17 protein-coding genes are annotated in these 18,315 nt (G+C 57.0%); 9 read left to right on the forward strand and 8 right to left on the reverse strand.

Annotated features, from left to right (window positions below):
- Window position 1: 1 nt before the first annotated feature.
- Window positions 2–1,396 carry a hypothetical protein gene (locus Q1A43_RS19380; RefSeq protein ID WP_299937963.1) on the reverse strand — a complete coding sequence of 465 codons (1,395 nt, stop codon included), beginning with the start codon at window positions 1,394–1,396 and terminating at the stop codon, window positions 2–4.
- Window positions 1,397–1,627: 231 nt separating this feature from the next.
- On the opposite strand from Q1A43_RS19380, the gene Q1A43_RS19385 reads away from it, so the two are divergent.
- From Q1A43_RS19385 to Q1A43_RS19420, 8 genes are all read left to right on the forward strand, one after another.
- Window positions 1,628–2,731: a glycosyltransferase gene (locus Q1A43_RS19385; RefSeq protein ID WP_299937966.1), complete on the forward strand. Its 1,104-nt coding sequence runs from the start codon at window positions 1,628–1,630 to the stop codon at window positions 2,729–2,731.
- A 262-nt stretch (window positions 2,732–2,993) separates the two neighbouring features.
- The gene (gene xsc / locus Q1A43_RS19390) at window positions 2,994–4,763 is read left to right on the forward strand and encodes a sulfoacetaldehyde acetyltransferase (RefSeq protein WP_299926931.1); all 1,770 of its coding nucleotides are present in this window, start codon (window positions 2,994–2,996) and stop codon (window positions 4,761–4,763) included.
- Between the two features lie 88 nt (window positions 4,764–4,851).
- Entirely contained in the window at window positions 4,852–5,874 is a 1,023-nt protein-coding gene (gene pta, locus Q1A43_RS19395; protein WP_299937967.1) for a phosphate acetyltransferase, read from the forward strand.
- Between the two features lie 207 nt (window positions 5,875–6,081).
- Window positions 6,082–7,119, forward strand: a complete 1,038-nt coding sequence (locus tag Q1A43_RS19400) for a YeiH family protein (protein ID WP_299937969.1) — start codon at window positions 6,082–6,084, stop codon at window positions 7,117–7,119.
- Between the two features lie 28 nt (window positions 7,120–7,147).
- Entirely contained in the window at window positions 7,148–9,979 is a 2,832-nt protein-coding gene (locus tag Q1A43_RS19405) for a molybdopterin oxidoreductase family protein (protein WP_299937971.1), read from the forward strand.
- Between the two features lie 94 nt (window positions 9,980–10,073).
- Window positions 10,074–10,823 carry a 4Fe-4S dicluster domain-containing protein gene (locus Q1A43_RS19410; protein WP_299937974.1) on the forward strand — a complete coding sequence of 250 codons (750 nt, stop codon included), beginning with the start codon at window positions 10,074–10,076 and terminating at the stop codon, window positions 10,821–10,823.
- Window positions 10,823–11,695: a DmsC/YnfH family molybdoenzyme membrane anchor subunit gene (locus Q1A43_RS19415; RefSeq protein ID WP_299937976.1), complete on the forward strand. Its 873-nt coding sequence runs from the start codon at window positions 10,823–10,825 to the stop codon at window positions 11,693–11,695. Before Q1A43_RS19410 ends, Q1A43_RS19415 begins: the two co-directional genes overlap by 1 nt.
- A gap of 77 nt (window positions 11,696–11,772) precedes the next feature.
- On the forward strand, window positions 11,773–12,117 hold the full coding sequence (locus tag Q1A43_RS19420) for a hypothetical protein (protein ID WP_299937979.1): 345 nt from the start codon (window positions 11,773–11,775) through the stop codon (window positions 12,115–12,117).
- Here Q1A43_RS19420 and Q1A43_RS19425 read toward each other — a convergent pair.
- The 7 genes from Q1A43_RS19425 to Q1A43_RS19455 all read right to left on the reverse strand — a co-directional run bounded on the left by Q1A43_RS19425 (window position 12,114) and on the right by Q1A43_RS19455 (window position 17,244).
- Window positions 12,114–12,740: a DUF1523 family protein gene (locus Q1A43_RS19425; protein WP_299937982.1), complete on the reverse strand. Its 627-nt coding sequence runs from the start codon at window positions 12,738–12,740 to the stop codon at window positions 12,114–12,116. The genes Q1A43_RS19420 and Q1A43_RS19425 overlap by 4 nt on opposite strands.
- A gap of 12 nt (window positions 12,741–12,752) precedes the next feature.
- Window positions 12,753–13,019, reverse strand: a complete 267-nt coding sequence (locus Q1A43_RS19430; protein WP_299937984.1) for a hypothetical protein — start codon at window positions 13,017–13,019, stop codon at window positions 12,753–12,755.
- Window positions 13,020–13,080: 61 nt separating this feature from the next.
- On the reverse strand, window positions 13,081–13,410 hold the full coding sequence (locus Q1A43_RS19435; protein ID WP_299937987.1) for a hypothetical protein: 330 nt from the start codon (window positions 13,408–13,410) through the stop codon (window positions 13,081–13,083).
- Window positions 13,411–13,452: 42 nt separating this feature from the next.
- Window positions 13,453–14,577: an N-acetylglucosamine-6-phosphate deacetylase gene (gene nagA, locus Q1A43_RS19440; protein ID WP_299937990.1), complete on the reverse strand. Its 1,125-nt coding sequence runs from the start codon at window positions 14,575–14,577 to the stop codon at window positions 13,453–13,455.
- On the reverse strand, window positions 14,574–15,599 hold the full coding sequence (locus tag Q1A43_RS19445; RefSeq protein ID WP_299926963.1) for an SIS domain-containing protein: 1,026 nt from the start codon (window positions 15,597–15,599) through the stop codon (window positions 14,574–14,576). Before Q1A43_RS19445 ends, nagA begins: the two co-directional genes overlap by 4 nt.
- 2 nt (window positions 15,600–15,601) lie before the next feature.
- The gene (locus tag Q1A43_RS19450; RefSeq protein WP_299926966.1) at window positions 15,602–16,375 is read right to left on the reverse strand and encodes a GntR family transcriptional regulator; all 774 of its coding nucleotides are present in this window, start codon (window positions 16,373–16,375) and stop codon (window positions 15,602–15,604) included.
- Window positions 16,372–17,244: a BadF/BadG/BcrA/BcrD ATPase family protein gene (locus Q1A43_RS19455; RefSeq protein WP_299937993.1), complete on the reverse strand. Its 873-nt coding sequence runs from the start codon at window positions 17,242–17,244 to the stop codon at window positions 16,372–16,374. Before Q1A43_RS19455 ends, Q1A43_RS19450 begins: the two co-directional genes overlap by 4 nt.
- A 161-nt stretch (window positions 17,245–17,405) precedes the next feature.
- On the opposite strand from Q1A43_RS19455, the gene Q1A43_RS19460 reads away from it, so the two are divergent.
- Entirely contained in the window at window positions 17,406–18,311 is a 906-nt protein-coding gene (locus Q1A43_RS19460; protein WP_299937996.1) for an N-acetylmuramic acid 6-phosphate etherase, read from the forward strand.
- The last annotated feature ends 4 nt before the right edge of the window (window positions 18,312–18,315 follow it).

The raw sequence follows: 18,315 nt of genomic DNA on the forward strand, positions 1-18,315 counted from the left end.
GTCACATCACTGACTGCCATTTAAGCGTCGCGTTATATTTGGTGAGTTTCAGCCTCTCGGCCCGTAGTTTTTCGGCGTATCCGGTCAAGGCCCCAACAAGCATCCAAGTTAGCGGCGTTAGTGTCGCGTTTGGGATCATGTCCAGCGCGTTAATGGCCAGCAAAAGGCTAAGTGGGCCGACATAAGGCGATACCTCGCGATTGCCAGCCATGGCTAGTTCGCGACCCAAAAGCAGCAAAGGCAGCAGCAGCAAGCCGAATTCGGCAATAAACCCGACCCACCCATAAACGCCAATTACGATGATCCAACGCCCGTCAGTCACCGTTAGAATATTGCCGTTCACCGGGTCCAAAATGTGGTTTCGGCCAAAACTACCCCAGCCAAAGGTCGGTTTTTGGTAGGCGCGTTCCAAAAGTGTGTTTTCGTTGTCAAACCGGAACTCCAAACTCCCGGCTCGTTGCGGGTCGATCGCGGCAGCTTGGGCCAATAGTCGGTCCTGCGGGATCAAATCGGCCCCTTTAAGGATCGGATAGGCAAGCGCAATCGAACCGATCACAATCGCAACGCGCAACTGGGCTTTGGAGCTAAGTAAGACCACCATCGGCACAAGCATGAGCATGAACAAAAGCGAGCCAAGCGATTTGGCCAGCACCAAAATGGCGGTCAGATAAAGCGCTGCCAAGAGCAGTTTAAACCGCGGCCCCTTTTCGTAGCGCCAGAGCGCATAGGCCGACACCACCGCCGTCATGGTAAAGAAGGCAACCCAAAGCCCGTGATACAAGAACACAACCGGGCGATATCCACCAGCGCGCAAAGATTGGCCAAAGAGGTGTTGGTAATAGCCATAAACCCAAAGATTAAGCTGAGGTGACAGGCGAATTTCGATCAGCATCAATAGGGAATAGACCAATCCGCCAATCATCGTGGCCCATAGGATTTCCTTTTGGGATCCGCCGCCGGCCAAATGCTGCCGCGCCATAAGGAACGGAACAATCAGCAGAAATTGCTCGATGGGCAAGGCCAGAGCGTGTTTGAGGTTGTGACCCTCAACCCCGACCTGACCGAAAAAGACCGGTTCCTCGTTGGTGAGAACCGTGGCAATCGGTGAAAATACAAACAGCAATAGCAAGACCTTGCCGAGCATGCTTTGCGGCAAAATTGGGCCGTCATACCCATAGCGCCAAAGCGCCACCATAAAGGCCATCAATGCCGGGATGTTGTGCTTGTTCAGCGGCGGCATAAGCGGCAGGTCAAAAACCGCCGGGTATTCAGGCAAAAATAGATAGCCAAGCATCAAGGCCCAGATGAGCGCACGATCGGCCCGCAGCCGCCCATAAAGGGCGACCACCACCACTGGAAATACAGCCAGTGCCAGAAAGGCAATCGGGTTGGGCATCTTTTAGAATCATCCCGTGTCGGTGCCCCCAATGGGCCCCGTATTTGCGTCATTCTACCAGTCACAAAAGGCCAAGTCGCGACAGCATTGGTACGAAATCGTGAAACTCGAAACAGTTTCTTGAAAGGGTGCCTATTGTCCGCAAAACCCCTGAAAAACTTGGTAAACGTGCCCAAGTCCCGCCAGAAACATGCCTCAGAAAGGAGTGGGACACGAAAATGGGGCAACATCATGGCGGCAAAGGACATGCACATCGCGGTTTTATGCGATCGCACACCAAACGAACATCCAAGCCTAGGCCGTGCCAAGCTTCAGATGGTCACGGCGTTGCGTGATTTTGCCGGTCAGGTCACAGAATTTGCGCCACTACCATCGCGGGGGCGTATTCCACATGCCACTGTCGATGCGCTTTCGACACAGATCACAAATGGCGGCTATGACGTCGTTTTGTCTGTGTTTTCGATGCTTCCAACGCACAAACTGGCGATTCCGCAAACTATAGTCCAAGGGGCGATCCCTTATGCGGTCCGCGGCGTGCCTGCCCGCTCAACCGGGCGCGGTAAAATGGAATTTGACGTTTTTAACCGTCCAATGGCGCGGTGGCTTGCTCATCGTGATGCAACAACGTTGCGCCAACTTGATATGGTCCTCTGGCCCACGGACGTTTTGCAGGAGGGGGCGGTCAAGCAATACCAACTTAATCGCGCAAGTTCTCACTTGGTGCCTTTGGGTGGACATTGCGATTGCCTCGGGCAAGGTCGCGCTCGGTTGATTTCCCACGTTGCGCCCATCCATCTTTTATTCGTTGGCGAGGATTGGCTTTCCGAAGGCGGCGCGATTGCCTTTGAAACGCTGCAAGTCCTCCGGCGTTTAGGTATTGATGCTCGGCTGACCGTCATCGGGTGCCTTCCTCCTGACAAACACGTCAATGACTGGGTCACTGTACATCCGTTTTTGAACTTATCCGTACCAGATGAGCAGGCCGCCTATTGTGCCGCACTTGAACGGGCTCATTTTCTTATCCGACCGGTGTCGGATAGTTTTGGGTTCTCGGTTTGTGATGCGTCTGCCTGTGGTTTGCCGACATTGTGTTGTCAGGCAGGGCAAACGCCAGTTCAGGAAAACATCAACGGCCATATCCTTCCTATCCGGAGCGGTGCTGAACAGTACTCAAATTGGGTGCGGTCTTATCTTGATTCTCCGGGGGCCTATGTGGCCCTTAGTCGGCGTTGTCAGGATGAGTCCAAGGAACGATTGACCTGGTCGTCATGGGGGGCCAAGGCTTCGCAGATTCTTGGCGCAGGCGTTGGCGCAAAGCGAAACCTTGTCGGATAATCCACATTTTCCATCGATTTTGACGTTTTGACCGCCCAAATCACAGGTTTTTGATGAGTTATTAGGCACTGAATTAGCGTGTCGAAAACACCGCATCTGCCGATTATTACTGAAAAATGAGACCAGAAGTATCATTTAGAAAAACCTATTGGCACTATATCAAGTTCCATTTTGGACCTATTGAGCCACCTCTACCAAGACTACGATGGCTTCAAATCGCGCCGGCCCATTTGGTCGGCGTCCTTTCTTGGGAGACGCACACATGAAAATGACCACCGAAGAAGCCTTTGTGAAGGTCCTGCAACGCCACGGCATCGAACATGCTTTTGGTATTATCGGATCGGCGATGATGCCTATCTCGGATCTGTTCCCCAAAGCGGGCATTAACTTCTGGGATTGCGCCCACGAAGGATCCGGTGGTTTCATGTCTGATGGCTACACACGTGTCACCGGCAAGATGTCGATGATGATCGCTCAAAACGGCCCCGGCATCACCAACTTTGTGACCGCCGTAAAAACCGCTTACTGGAACCACACGCCCTTGCTGCTCGTGACTCCTCAGGCCGCGAACAAAACCATCGGTCAGGGTGGCTTTCAGGAAATGGAACAGATGCGCATGTTTGCGGATTGTGTTGCTTATCAGGAAGAAGTGCGTGACCCATCCCGTGTTGCCGAGGTTCTGACCCGTGTGATTGCTCAGGCCAAACGTGCCTCGGCCCCAGCGCAGCTTAACATCCCGCGCGACATGTGGACCCAGATCATCGACATCGAAATCCCCGAGCCAATCGAGTTCGAGCGTTCTTCGGGTGGCGCGTCTTCTGTAACCGCAGCGGCCGCACTTTTGTCCGAAGCCAAGAACCCAGTTATCCTGAACGGTGCCGGTGTTGTTCTGTCTGACGGTGGGATCGATGCGTCGATCAAACTGGCCGAACGTCTCGACGCGCCTGTTTGCGTTGGCTACCAGCACAACGATGCCTTCCCCGGCAATCACCCACTCTTTGCAGGTCCGCTTGGTTATAACGGCTCCAAAGCTGGTATGCAGTTGATCAAAGAGGCCGATGTTGTCTTGTGCCTTGGCACCCGTTTGAACCCGTTCTCAACCTTGCCGGGCTATGGCATGGAATACTGGCCCGCTGATGCGAAAATCATTCAGGTCGACATCAACCCGGACCGCATTGGCCTGACCAAAAAGGTCTCGGTTGGTATTGTGGGTGACGCTGCCAAAGTGGCGGATGGTATCCTTGGTCAACTGTCTGACACCGCTGGTGATACAGGCCGTCAGGCGCGTCGTGACGACATCGCTCAAAAGAAATCGGCATGGGCGCAGGAACTGACCTCGATGACCCACGAGGACGACGATCCCGGCACCAGCTGGAACGAGCGTGCCCGCGCAGACAAGCCCGAGTGGATGTCGCCGCGTATGGCGTGGCGTGCGATCCAACAGGCGCTTCCCAAAGAGGCGATCATTTCGTCTGATATCGGCAACAACTGTGCCATCGGCAACGCCTATCCTTCGTTTGAAGAGGGGCGCAAATACTTGGCTCCGGGTCTGTTCGGTCCTTGTGGCTATGGTCTTCCCGCCATTGTTGGCGCGAAAATCGGTCAACCCGACGTGCCGGTTGTTGGGTTCTCGGGTGACGGTGCCTTTGGCATCGCGGTGAACGAATTGACGGCGATTGGTCGTGGCGAATGGCCTCCGATCACGCATATCGTGTTCCGCAACTACCAGTGGGGTGCCGAAAAGCGGAACTCGACTCTGTGGTTCGACGACAACTTTGTTGGCACCGAGCTGGACGAACAAGTGTCCTACGCTGGCATCGCCAAGGCTTGTGGCCTGCAAGGCGTCATTGCCCGCACCATGGATGAGCTGACCGCCGCACTTAACAAAGCGATCGAAGATCAGAAGAACGGCAAAACCACTCTGATCGAAGCCATGATCAACCAAGAGCTGGGTGAACCCTTCCGCCGCGACGCGATGAAAAAGCCCGTCGCCGTGGCCGGTATCTCGGCCGACGACATGGTGCGTCAGTAATCTGACCAATGGGTCACCCCGAGATGCCTTGGGGTGACCACGTTTTCTGCCGGGTTCCGGCAGCCCGGCCAATTTGGGAGGAGCGGCCTTGATTCTCGACCAGATCATCGACAATTCGCGTGCTGCTTGCCCGCGTATCGTTTTGCCCGAAGGTGATGACCCGCGCATCATCGAGGCCGCCATTCGCGCCAAGCAAAACGGCATTGCCGATGTTATTCTTTTGGCCAACCCCGACGCCTTTGCAAATGCCGCCGCCTCGTTTGACTGCAGCGATACCCTATCGGTTATCGACCCGGCGACGTCGGACAAGCTAGACGCCTATAGCGCGGCCTATCTTGAGCTGCGCCGTCACAAGGGCATGACCGAAGAGCGCGCGCGCCAAGATATGTCAGCACCGCTTGGCTATGCGGCGATGATGGTGCGTTTGGGCGATGCGGATGGAACTTTGGGGGGCGCTGTTGCCACCACCGCCGACACTGTGCGCGCGGCCTTGCAAATCATTGGCAAAGCCCCCGGTGTCGATGCGGTTTCCAGCTGTTTCTTGATGTTGCTTGCTGCGCCGCATGAACGGGCGGTGATCTTTGGCGATTGTGGTCTGATCCTCCAACCTAGCGACACCGAGCTGGCCAATATCGCCATGTCTTCGGCCAAATCGCTGGTGGCCTTGACGGGCGAAGAGCCGCGCGTCGCCATGTTGTCGTTTTCGACAATGGGTAGCGTCACCAAAGAGGCGCATGAATCGCTCGAACGCATCGAAAGCGCCGTGGCGATGATCCGTGCTCAAGCCCCGGATTTGAAAATTGATGGCGAAATGCAGTTTGACGCCGCGCTGATCCCAGAGGTGGCCAGCTCCAAGGCCCCGGAATCCGAGGTGGCGGGGCGCGCCAACGTGTTTGTTTTCCCAAGCCTGAGCGCCGGAAATATCGGCTATAAAATCGCGCAACGAATTGGTGGGGCGACCGCTCTTGGTCCAATCCTCCAAGGGCTGGCCCATCCTGCAAATGATCTATCCCGCGGCTGTAGCGCTGATGACGTTTATCAAATGATCGCTATCACCGGGGCACAAACGGTTTCGGTTGGGTCGGACCATACAACAAAGGGCGTTGCATGACCGTGTTCCGCCCTTTGTCAGCGCCTAAACCGCAGATCAAAACGATCTCGGCCTCATCAATAAAGCACATTGATCCATCGTGTCTTTTTGCGCCCGTTGCCCTAGCCTCAGAGGGCTTTTCGCGAAACTCCACACTGGCAAAACGCCAGAACTCGACTCTCGGACGGGCGGCATTTGCTGCCATCCAACCCTGAAAGGCCCGGCCAAATGGCGGACACGCGGACATCTCCTTTTGCAGCCTACAGCGTTGCCAACCTGAGCCAAAAGGCACAGGTTCTGTTTCCGGGCGTCGCGGTTTCCTTGCTCGTCGCGGTTGCGGCCAAATTCCTATCTGAACACTACGCCACCCCCGCCATGCTGATGGCTTTGCTCCTTGGGATTGCGGTCCATTTCCTAGCCGAAGATGAAAAATGCGCCCCCGGTATCGCCTTTTCCGCCCGCACCGTTCTGCGTGTTGGGGTGGCGTTCTTGGGCGCGCGTATCAGTATCGACTTGCTAGTCGGTCTTGGTGGCCCGCTGATCGCGTTGGTAATCGGTGGCGTTTTGGCGACCATCGCCTTTGGCCTCGCGGTAGGGCGGTTTTTTGGCCACAAATGGCGGTTTTCTCTTTTGACGGCCGGGTCCGTTGCCATCTGTGGGGCAAGTGCCGCCATGGCTATCGGCGCTATTCTGCCCCGCGATGAGCGTTCCGAAGAACGGCTAATTTTCACGGTTGTCGGCGTCACCGTTTTGTCCACTTTGGCGATGATCCTCTATCCAATTTTGGCCGAGATGTTGAACATGAATACGACCGAAGCTGGGGTCTTCATTGGCGGCACAATTCATGACGTGGCCCAAGTTGTCGGCGCTGGCTTTTCGATCTCTGTCGAAACTGGCGACACCGCAACCTTGGTGAAACTGATCCGCGTTGCCATGTTGGCCCCGGTCGTCCTTGTTGCCTCCATCGCGATCCGCTCGATGGCGTCGGCGACACCGGGTGAAACCCGCCCGCCGCTTTTGCCGTTCTTTGTACTGGCCTTCCTCATCCTCGCTGGTCTGAATTCGGCGCATCTTATCCCGGCCGCATTGGCAGAACTTCTAAGCCAAGCATCGCGTTGGCTTTTGCTGATCGCCATCGCCGCCGTGGGCATGAAAACCAACCTCAAACAGGTGCTCGGCGTCGGAGCCGCAGCCATTGCCCTGATTGTGGTCGAAACACTCTTTATCGGGGCCTTCATCCTTTTGGGGATCCGTCTCATCACCTGATCAAACCGCAGCAGAACAAGGGCGCCAGATGACATTCCAGCAACCTGAACTAGACACCAGCCCCAAGGTTTCGGACGAGGTCCGCAAAACCACTTGCTATATGTGCGCCTGTCGCTGCGGGATCAACGTGCACATGAAGGATGGAAAGGTCGCCTACATCGAAGGCAACCGCGACCATCCGGTGAACAAGGGCGTGCTCTGTGCCAAAGGGTCCGCTGGCATCATGCAACACAACGCGCCGTCGCGGTTACGCGCACCGATGAAACGGGTTGGGCCGCGTGGGTCGGGTGAGTTCGAAGAGATCAGCTGGGACGAGGCCTTTGACATCGCGGCCTCTCATCTCAAACCTTTGCGTGAAAAGGCGCCCGAAAAACTCGCGTTTTTCACCGGTCGCGATCAATCTCAAAGCTTCACAAGCCTCTGGGCGCAAAGTTTCGGCACGCCAAATTACGCGGCGCATGGCGGCTTTTGTTCGGTCAATATGGCGGCTGCGGGCATCTACACGATGGGTGGTGCGTTCTGGGAATTTGGTCAGCCGGATTGGGAGCATACCAAGCTTTTCATGATTTTCGGTGTCGCCGAAGACCACGACAGCAATCCAATCAAGGCGGGCATTGGCAAAATCAAAGGTCGCGGTGCCAAGGTGATTGGCGTTAACCCGATCCGCTCGGGTTATAACGCGGTGGCCGACGAATGGGTTGGGATCACGCCGGGCACCGATGGGTTGTTCATCCTTGCGATGGTGCATGAGCTGCTCAAGGCGGGGCGGATCGACCTCGACTATCTGGCGCGCTACACCAATGCGCCGGTCCTTTTGGATTGCGATCCAAAATCGGACAACTTTGGCCTGTTCTTGCGTGATGATGATGGCAAGCCACAGGTCATTGACCGCAAAACCAAAGAGCTGGTTGCCTTTGACAAACCCGGTATCATGCCCGACCTAACCGGCCATATCCGCCGCGCCGGTGTCACGCACCATGCCGTTATGCATCAGATGGCGGAAAAGTACCTTGATCCGCAATATGCGCCCGAAGCGGTGGCCGAACGCTGTGGCATCCCTGCGACCCGCATTCGCGCACTGGCCGCTGAACTTGCACGTGTCGCCTTTGAAGAGCCTGTGGTTCTTGATCGCGAATGGACAGATTTCCGGGGTGAAACCCACGCCCAAATGATTGGTCGTCCGGTATCCTTCCATTCCATGCGCGGAATTTCGGCGCATTCGAATGGATTCCAAACCTGCCGTGCCCTGCACGTTCTGCAAATCTTGCTTGGTGCGGTCGAAACCCCCGGTGGCTTCCGCTTTAAACCGCCCTATCCCAAACCGATCGAGGCCCACCCCAAACCCCATTGCGGTGTGGTTCCCGGCCAACCGCTTGATGGCCCCCATCTCGGATTTGTGCGCGGCCCCGAGGACTTGATGCTCAACAAGGATGGCAGCGCCGCCCGGATCGACAAGGCCTTTACCTGGGAAAACCCGATGTCCTCGCACGGGTTGATGCATATGGTGATCGCCAATGCCCATGCCGGTGATCCGTATAAGATTGACACGCTGTTCCTTTATATGGCGAACATGTCGTGGAATTCGTCGATGAATACATCCGGCGTCATGAAGATGCTCACGGACAAGGATGAAAACGGCAATTACGTCATTCCAAACATCATCTATTCCGACGCCTATAGTTCGGAAATGGTGGCCTATGCCGATCTAATCCTGCCCGATACCACCTATCTGGAACGGCATGATTGTATCTCGATGCTCGATCGCCCGATCTCCGAACCTGATGGTGCCGCCGATGCGATCCGCTGGCCGGTGGTCGAACCTGACCGCGATGTGCGCGGTTTCCAAACGGCGCTGATCCAGCTGGGGGTCAAACTTGGTCTCCCGGCCTTTATCAACGAAGACGGCAGCGCCAAATACACCGACTATGCCGATTACATCACCAATCACGAACGCAAGCCGGGCATCGGCCCGCTCACCGGTTGGCGTATCGGCGAAGATGGATTCAACACCGGGCGCGGCGCCCCGAATGACGCGCAACTGGATAGCTACATCGAAAATGGCGGCTTTCACGTTCATCACATCCCGGCCGAAGCCAGCTATTTCAAACCGTGGAACGCCGCCTATCAGGACTGGGCCGTTGATCTCGGCCTTTATGACGCGCCGACGCCCTATATCTTTCAGCTCTATTCCGAACCGGTGCGCAAATTCCAACGCGCCGCCGAAGGCCACGGCGACCACCAGCCGCCCGATCACTTGCGTGAACGTCTCAAAAAGGTCATGCAACCGCTGCCCGAATGGTACGAACCCTTCGAAGGCACCATGGTTGATCCCGACCGCTACCCGGTCCACGCGCTGACCCAACGTCCGATGGCGATGTATCACAGTTGGGGCACGCAAAACGCGTGGCTGCGCCAGCTTCATGGTCGCAATCCGCTCTATTTGCCGACAAAACTGATGCGAGAACACGATCTTTCCGATGGCGATTGGGCGCGGGTAAGCTCGGCCCATGGGGAAATCACGGTGCCGGTCATGGAAATGGCCGCACTCAACGAAAAAACCGTCTGGACATGGAACGCCATTGGCAAACGCAAAGGTGCTTGGGCGCTCGACAATGACGCCCCCGAAGCCACCAAAGGGTTTTTGCTCAACCACTTGATCAACGAACTTTTGCCGCCGCGCGGTGATGGGCAACGTTGGGCCAACTCCGACCCGATCACCGGCCAAGCCGCGTGGTTTGACCTCAAGGTCCGGATCGAGAAAACCACGGCCCCGATTGAGGAAAGCCAACCCAGCGTGCCGCCGCAAAAATCCCCTGTCGGCCAAGGTCCAAAAGAACTGCGCTGGAAGGTGGGCAAATGATCCTATCGACTCAAATTGCCAAGAAAACTCCGGGGGTTCGGGGGCTGGCCCCCGTGCGCCACATCGCAACACAGCCAACACCGGAGGCCGACCAATGACCTCACTTCCCGAAACCACAACGCGCAAGCTTGGCCTTGTTATTGACCTTGATACCTGTGTCGGTTGCCATGCTTGTGTGATCTCCTGCAAAGGCTGGAACACTGAAAACTACGGGGCACCGCTTTCGGATCAAGATCCATATGGTGCCGACCCGGTTGGCACCTTTCTCAACCGCGTCCATAGTTACGAGGTCCAGCCCGATCAGGGCGCTGCGCAATTGGTGCATTTCCCCAAATCCTGCCTGCACTGCGACGATGCCCCCTGCGTGACCGTTTGCCCGACCGGGGCAAGCTACAAGCGCGTCGAAGACGGCATCGTTTTGGTAAACGAAAGCGATTGTATCGGCTGTGGCCTTTGCGCGTGGTCCTGCCCTTATGGTGCCCGCGAACTCGACGCCGCCGAAGGGGTGATGAAAAAATGCACCCTCTGCGTTGACCGCATCTACAATGAAAACCTCCCCGAGGAAGATCGCGAACCGGCCTGTGTCCGGACCTGCCCCGCCGGGGCCCGTCATTTTGGTGATTTCGCCGATCCAGACAGCAACGTCTCGAAACTTAGCGCCGAACGCGGCGGCATGGATTTGATGCCCGAACAGGGCACCAAGCCGGTCAACAAGTACCTGCCCCCACGTCCCAAAGACAGTTGGGAGGGCGAGGTCGACGTGCTTGCCCCATGGCTTGAACCCGTCGCACAGGAACCACAGGGCTTCCTTGGGTGGCTCGACAAAGCACTGGAGAAAATCTGATGCATCCAGCTCCCTCCGTTATCGTCTTTACCACCCTGTCCGGCCTTGGCCTTGGTCTGTTGTTCTGGCTGGGTATTGACCCCGACCCGAGCCGTGGCTGGGTTGGTTTTACCTTTTTCCTGATTGCCTTCGCCCTGACCATCGGTGGGCTCATGGCCTCAACCTTTCACCTTGGCCGCCCGGAACGCGCGCTCAAAGCCTTTAGCCAATGGCGCTCAAGCTGGCTTAGCCGCGAGGCATGGGCCGCCGTATCCGCCCTTGTTTTGATGGGGCTCTATGGTTTCTTCCTGATCATTTTCGACACCCATATTGGCATCCTTGGCTGGCTCGGGGCGTTGGCTTGTTTGGCGACGGTCGGCACCACGTCGATGATCTATACCCAGCTCAAGACCGTGCCGCGCTGGCACCACTGGTCAACGCCGATCTTGTTCTTTGCTCTGTCGCTTGGCGGCGGCGCGCTCTTGGCGGGCAAAATCTCAACCGCGATTTTCCTGATCGCTGTTGCCGGTTGCGTTCAGGCCTATTGGTTCTGGCAGGGGGATCAACGTTTTGACGAGGCTGGTTCGACCATGGGGACCGCCACCGGCCTTGGTGATCGTGGCAAGGTCCGCGCCTTTGAACCGCCTCATACCGGCACCAACTATCTGCTCAACGAATTTGTCTATGTGGTCGGGCGCAAGCATGGCGATAAACTACGCCTGATTGCTTTGGGCCTGATGGCGGTTTTGCCGTTGCTTATCTTGCTGACAAACCCGCATCATCTCTTGGCTATCATTGCGGCCTTGTCGCATCTGGCCGGGGTTGTTGTGGCGCGTTGGTTGTTCTTTGCGCAGGCCGAACACGTTGTTGGCCTCTATTACGGCAAACGTTAACACGGAGACGTGAGGGCCGGCGTGTTGCACCGTGCCGTGTCGCCCCTAAGGTGCGTAAAACCTTGGGGGGCGATGTGATGAAGTTCAACCATGTTGATATTCCGACGACAGATCGGTTTGAGGGCGAAATTCCTCTGCCTGATCTGGCGATGACGGTCAGCGATCACAAGAACAATCCGTTCGGCATTCAATGGCAGCGCTACGATGATGGCGCGCCCTATCCCGATCTGGTCAAAACCGTTGCCCATGTGGCGTTTGAGGTCCAAGACCTTGCCACCGCGCTATTGGGCCAAAAGGTCATCATAGAACCCAATGATCCAATTCCGGGCCTAACCGTCGCCTTTATCGAGGTCAACGGCGCCCCGGTCGAACTGATGCAGATCGACCGGGAGGTTTGCCAAGAGGACATTGAGGGGCTTTAGGTCTTCTTCTTGTCGGTGCCCAAGGTCTCTTTCAACCAATCGCCGCCATCATCGATTTTGTCTTCAACGCTTTGAACCACTGGATCAATCCGCTTGGCCTGAAAGCGTTTCCACCGCACCCGAACGGCCCAGAACAGAGCGAACAAAGTGACAAGGATCGCAATGTTCATCCACGGGATGATTTGCGTATCGGGGCTTTCGACTTCGCGTACGGACAAGGCGTTGGGGAAGATCGAGATAAACTCGTTGCGCCACCCATAGTGACGCACGGCAACCCAACGCGGTGCGTCGGCAGTCGACTTCATGTCGCTTGCCTCGGCATAGAGGTTCGAGGTGTCGAACTTGAAGTACGGTGGCCAACCCCAACCGGTGTCTTCATTGCGATAGACCATGATGTCGCCATCAACGTCGACCGTCTGGATAAAGAACACATCGCGTGTCGGTAGCGTTCCGTCGCTGCCCACATCGGCCTGCGCCCAAAACAGGCTGTTTTCACCGGGATCAACACGCTTTTCATAGGTGTCGGTGATCCGCACGATGTCATGCTGGGGTAGGGTGTAGTGCAAAAAGGCCGCGACAAAGACCCAAAACACGATGATAAACGCCCATTTTATATATGCCATACCCAGCCCCTCTTAGTGGAAATTCGTCAGATAGATGATGATCGCCACAATGCAGATTGGCAGCCCATAGACCAGCGCAAACAGCGACCAGCGCCGCAGTTTCTGATGTTTTTCAAGGCCTGCGTCGACAAATGTGTCCAAATCACCGGGTTGCCCGACATCGCGCCATTCGTCTTCGAGCTCGGCGCGTTTTTGCGCGCGCAGCCGGAGCAGGGTGATCAAGTAGACCACCGACAGCACCACTAGCCCGATTATCAACAAACGCCCAAGCGCGATCATGGCTTTCCCCTTCACCTAGTCAGGTGATAGCAGGTTTGGCCAAATTCAACCATGTGGCGGGTTACCAAGTGTTGGTTTTCCAGCGGCGTGGCGTTGTGGACGCAACAAGGGCAAGGATCGGCCCCCAAATCACCCCGGCTTTGGCCCCTAAGGTTAGAAAATGCCGTGTGCCATCGGAGTTGGAAAACAGCAGTTCGGCAACCTGCGGGTTTTCCAATCGGTAAAGAAGGGCAAATCCGATGGCCGACGCAAGCCACAAGATCAACGCCGAGATCAAAACCAAAACGGCCATACCGGGAAGGGTTTCGGGTAAAAACGGCTCGATCACACGCGGGATCGCCACGGCCAAAACCATCAAGGCCAAGCTGGGAAGGGCAAGTTCAAGAAACATGATCGAAAGATGGGGCCGGTGCGCGGGGCGGTCAAGCGGGTGTTAGGCGCGCAACGTGAAATCCGGTGTGATGCGGATGAGGACCGCGTTGGTTCCGGGTGCCAAGTGTCCGGCGTCCAATCCGGCCAACTTCGCCGGAACGGATGTTGCTGCGCGCAGCGCATTGGCTAGCGGAACGCCCACCTCTTGCACCATAACACGTATCGCAGTGACCAAATCCAGATCGGCCCCCGCCAAGGTGCCATCTTCCAGCGTCAAACGCCCATCGCGGCGCAACACTTTGCGCCCGTCAATTTCAAAACTCTGCGCGATGCTACCCGCACAAGCCATTGAATCACTTACAAGGAAAATCTCACCCGGCCCTTGTTTGGCATCCCATGCCGCGCGGATCGTTGCCGGATGCACATGAATGGCATCAGCGATCAGACCGGCGGACAAATCGCCATGGGCGAGCGCCGCGCCAACCAATCCGGGTTCGCGATTGCCCATCTGGCTCATGGCGTTGAACAAATGCGTGACACAGCGCGCACCTGCCCGAACATACTCCGAACATGTGGCGAAATCTGCGTTGCTATGGCCCAAGGAGACAATCGCCCCCGCCCCGGCAAGCGCCGCGACCTGGTCCAAGCTGACGTTTTCCGGCGCAACGGTGATCATTAATGCGGGCAAATCACGGGCCGCGGCCAGCAAGGCGTCCAAATCCTCCGGTGCCATCTCTCGGATCAACCCAGCGGAATGCGCGCCCTTGCGGGTGACCGACAAATGCGGCCCCTCAAGGTGTAATCCGGCGATACCGGGAACGCCTTCGGCGATGGCTGCTTTGGCCGCATCAATGGCGGCGCGCGTCTGTTCGGCGGTGTCGGTGATCAGCGTTGGCAAAATCGACGTCGCGCCCAAACCAACATGTGCCCGACCCATGCGCCGAAGGGTTTCGACCTCAGGCGCGTCATTGAACATGATCCCATCGCCGCCATTGACCTGAAGATCAACAAAGCCGGGCGACAAAACATCACCGCCCAACTCAACCACGTCACCAGCTGCGCCATCCCCTCGGTCCGGTTCCAGTGCAACAATCGTGTCACCGGCAACAATCAACCGGTGATCCATTAGCATCTGGTCGCCGTCAAAAATCGGGCCGCCGCGGAAAATCTGGCGCGTCTGGGTCATACCGTTTCGGTCACTTTGTTTAGGTGGCGCGGTGCATCCGGGTTGATATTGCGCGCGGTCGAGACCTTTTCGACCATCGTGTAAAACGACACAATGGTTGAAATCGGATCGGTGAGCCAATGATCGGTACGTTGATGCGGCAAACAGATGGCTTTCTTGGCCTTTTTGCTGGTGACAAAGGCCAGAGCGCCTTTTTCGGTCAACGCATCAGCGACCTCAATCAACGAATCCTCGGCGGCATCACTTGCGGCAAACCCGATCACCGGGAACCCGCGTTCCACGATCGACACCGGGCCATGCATAACCTCGGCCGAAGAATAGCTTTCGGCGTGAATTTGACAGGTTTCCTTGAACTTCAACGCCGCCTCATTCGAGATCGCAAAGGACGGCCCGCGCCCAAGCGTCAGAACCGATTGACCGGTGATCGCATTGGCCGCAACGGTCCAATCACAGGCAATGGCTTTTTCCAAATGCTCGGGCAGGGCGCGAATGGCTTTGACCAACTCTTGGTCCTGTTTGAACTCGGCCAGCAACCATAGCCCGGCCACAAGCGAGGTCACAAATGTCTTGGTCGCGGCGACGCTAAGCTCGGGCCCGGCGCAAATTGGCAAGGTGGCGGTTGCGGTGTTTGCAAGGGGCGACGTGGCATCATTGGTGATCGCGACGCTGGTGGCCCCGCCTTCGGTGATTGCCCGCGTGAGTTCGACAATGTCGGGGCTTTTGCCCGATTGCGATACCGAAATGCAGACCGCGTTTGGCACCCTAAGCTTGGCCCCATAAATCGACGCCACCGAAGGTCCGACCGACGCCATCGGAAGGCCCAATTCCAATTCGCAGGCATATTTCAAAAAGGCACAGGCGTGGTCCGATGACCCCCGCGCCACCGACATCAAAAACGGCACGTCATTGCCGATTTTGCTGATCGCGGTTTCAATTGCGCCTGCGCTCGTAGACAAAAGACGATCAACCGCTGTCGGAATCTCTTCGATCTCACGACGCATTTGAGTTTGTGTGGTGGACATGGTTAACCTCGCCCGTTGGAAGAGTTGGATAGCCGCAATTCGGCAACAAAATCATACGCATCGCCGCGATATAGCGACTGGGTGTATTCGGCCACGCGCCCGTTTTCGAGAAAAGAGGTGCGCTTGATACTCAGCCCGGCATTGCCTTCGGCCACGCCAAGTAGCTCGGCATCTTTGGCGGAAAGGTTGATCGCCGAAATCTTTTGAACCGCGCGCACGGGGCGGTGGCCGCTGGCTTCGAGCAGCTCATACAGCGATGTGGTGACTTCCAGCGGATTGGGCAGAATGTCCAAAGGCAAGGCGGCGCGTTCAATCGCCATCGGCCGCCCCCCTGCTTCGCGCAAACGGGTGATCCGCGCCACCGAGTCGCCTGTCGATAAGGCCAGCGCGATGACTTCGTCGGGCGAGGGCATGAAAATCCCGCGTTCCAACCAGCTTGACGTGGTTTCCATACCGCGGCGGCTCATATCTTCGGTGAAAGACGTCAGATGTGACAGGGATTGTTCAACCTTGGCCTCGGCTTCACGCACAAAGGAACCGGACCCCTGCCGTTGCACGATCAACCCTTTGCTGACCAGCTCATGGATGGCTTTTCGCACGGTGACCCGCGACAGATCAGTCATATCCGCCAATTCGCGTTCCGGAGGGAGCGAGCTATTGGCAGGCAAAACACCTTCTTCGATGCCCTGTTCCAAGCGGCGGCGCAATTGAACATAGCGCGGGCCCGCGGTGGTCGAAAGCCAAGCGTCGGGGGCGAGAAACTCCGCTACTGTCATCCCGTGATCTCCTTTCTGAAGTCATGGGCGAGTGAAATGGCACCGTCGATTGGCGTGCCATTCGCCGGGGTTAGCGCCGCTTGCAGAGGGGCGTCAAAATAGGGGGCAAAGCTAGGGGCGATCCCGCCGGTGAGCATCACAGGCATGTCCGATGTCCATCCCAGATGTGCGAGCGCAAAGGCCAGCCGATCCGCCCCGCGTTGCATGATCGCTTGTGCCAAAGGGTCGGCTTCGGCGGCGGCCTTGGTAACCTGCGGTGCTAGGCGGCCAAATGCGGCGGCATCGGCGGTGGCGGCAAAGGCGACGATCTCGGTGGCATTGCCGAAATGATCCATCAAACCACGGGTCAGATCACTGGCCGGATGCAATCCATCCTGAACTTCGAGCGTTACCGACAACGCCAGCCGCCCAACCCATTGCGCCGAGGCCTCATCCCCCAAACGCGCACCCCAGCCACCGGCGAAACGGGCATGCCCATCAACTTGAAAGGCTTGAAACGACCCAGTGCCGCAATGGATCAAGGCTCCATCTTGGCGACCAAGGGCACCACGCGCGGCGGGTGCTCGATCTTCTTCGATTCGCACATGTTGAAACGGAAGGCGGTCGGCAACCTCTTGAGCTTTCTCAGCGCCGGTGACGCCGGCCAGCCCGAGGTAGCACGGAATGTTCAAAAGGTCGGCTTCCTCGGCACCTATCTCAGCGGCCAAGCCGTTCAATCCGCGCATGATTTGCGTGACGGACCCATCAAGGTCAGAGGTCACGTTGCAGCTGCCGGATTCAAACTGGAATCTTTGGCCGTTTACCTCACAGGCAACGCGGCATCGGGTGCCGCCGCCATCAATGGCAAGTATCTCGGGTGGTCTGGTCATGATGCTACCTATATAATACCTTTGCGCAAAATGAAAGGCCGAAAGAATACCAAGTTGCCGAAAAAAGCGAGAATTAGGATGAGAAAACCGATATGTGAAAAAATGGTAGACAATTGGTATTCAAAGGGTATGCTTATGGTCAACAGAGGGGGAATCGCGCTTTGACGCTCAAGACGGAACAGTTGCACGCACTTGCATCTACACTTGATGTCGCCACGATTGATGTGGCAACCGACGCGCTTGTGTCCAATCAGGTGGACGCGGCGCGTTGTGTTTTGGCCTGTCGTGACGTGATCCGTGCCGGTGCCAGCGCCATGGCGAAAACTCTTCGCAATGGTGGGACGCTTTATTATGTCGCGGCGGGGTCGTCGGGCCTGATGGTCGCCGCCGACGCGATGGAGCTTGGTGGCACGTTCGGTATTCCCGTTGCCCAAATCGAAATTCTCATGGCGGGCGGTGTTCCAACCACGGCGCATATGCCCGGTGATGTCGAGGATGAGGTCGACAAACTGCCTGTCCTTCTCGCCAACGTTTCGGATCGTGATTGCCTCATCGCCGTCACCGCCAGCGGCAGCACGCCCTACACATTGCGCGCCGCTGAGTTGGCCCGTGCAGGCGGTGCGACCGTCATTGGTATCGCCAATAATTCACAGGCATTGTTGTTCGAAACCTCGGACCATGCCATCGCCCTCGACACCCCGTCCGAAGTCCTTTCGGGATCGACCCGCATGGGCGCAGGGACAGCCCAGAAAATAGCGCTCAACACGCTGTCTACCCTCATGGGGGTTGAGTTGGGCCATGTTTATCAGGGGCTGATGGTCAATCTAAAGGCCGACAATCTCAAGCTTTTGGCCCGAGCGCGCGGCATCGTGCGCCAAGTCACTCAGGTTGATGAGGCCACCGCAGCATCGGCTTTGACCCGCTCTGGTGGTGACGTCAAAATCGCCTGTCTTCTCGCTTTGGGTGCGCAATCACCCGAACTGGCCCGCGCCGCATTGATACGGTCGCAGGGTCACCTTGGTCCCGCTATCGCGCGGCTACACTCACACGACACGATACCAAAATAACTGG

The organism is uncultured Pelagimonas sp. (assembly GCF_947498515.1).
In the GTDB taxonomy this organism is placed as follows: domain Bacteria; phylum Pseudomonadota; class Alphaproteobacteria; order Rhodobacterales; family Rhodobacteraceae; genus Pelagimonas.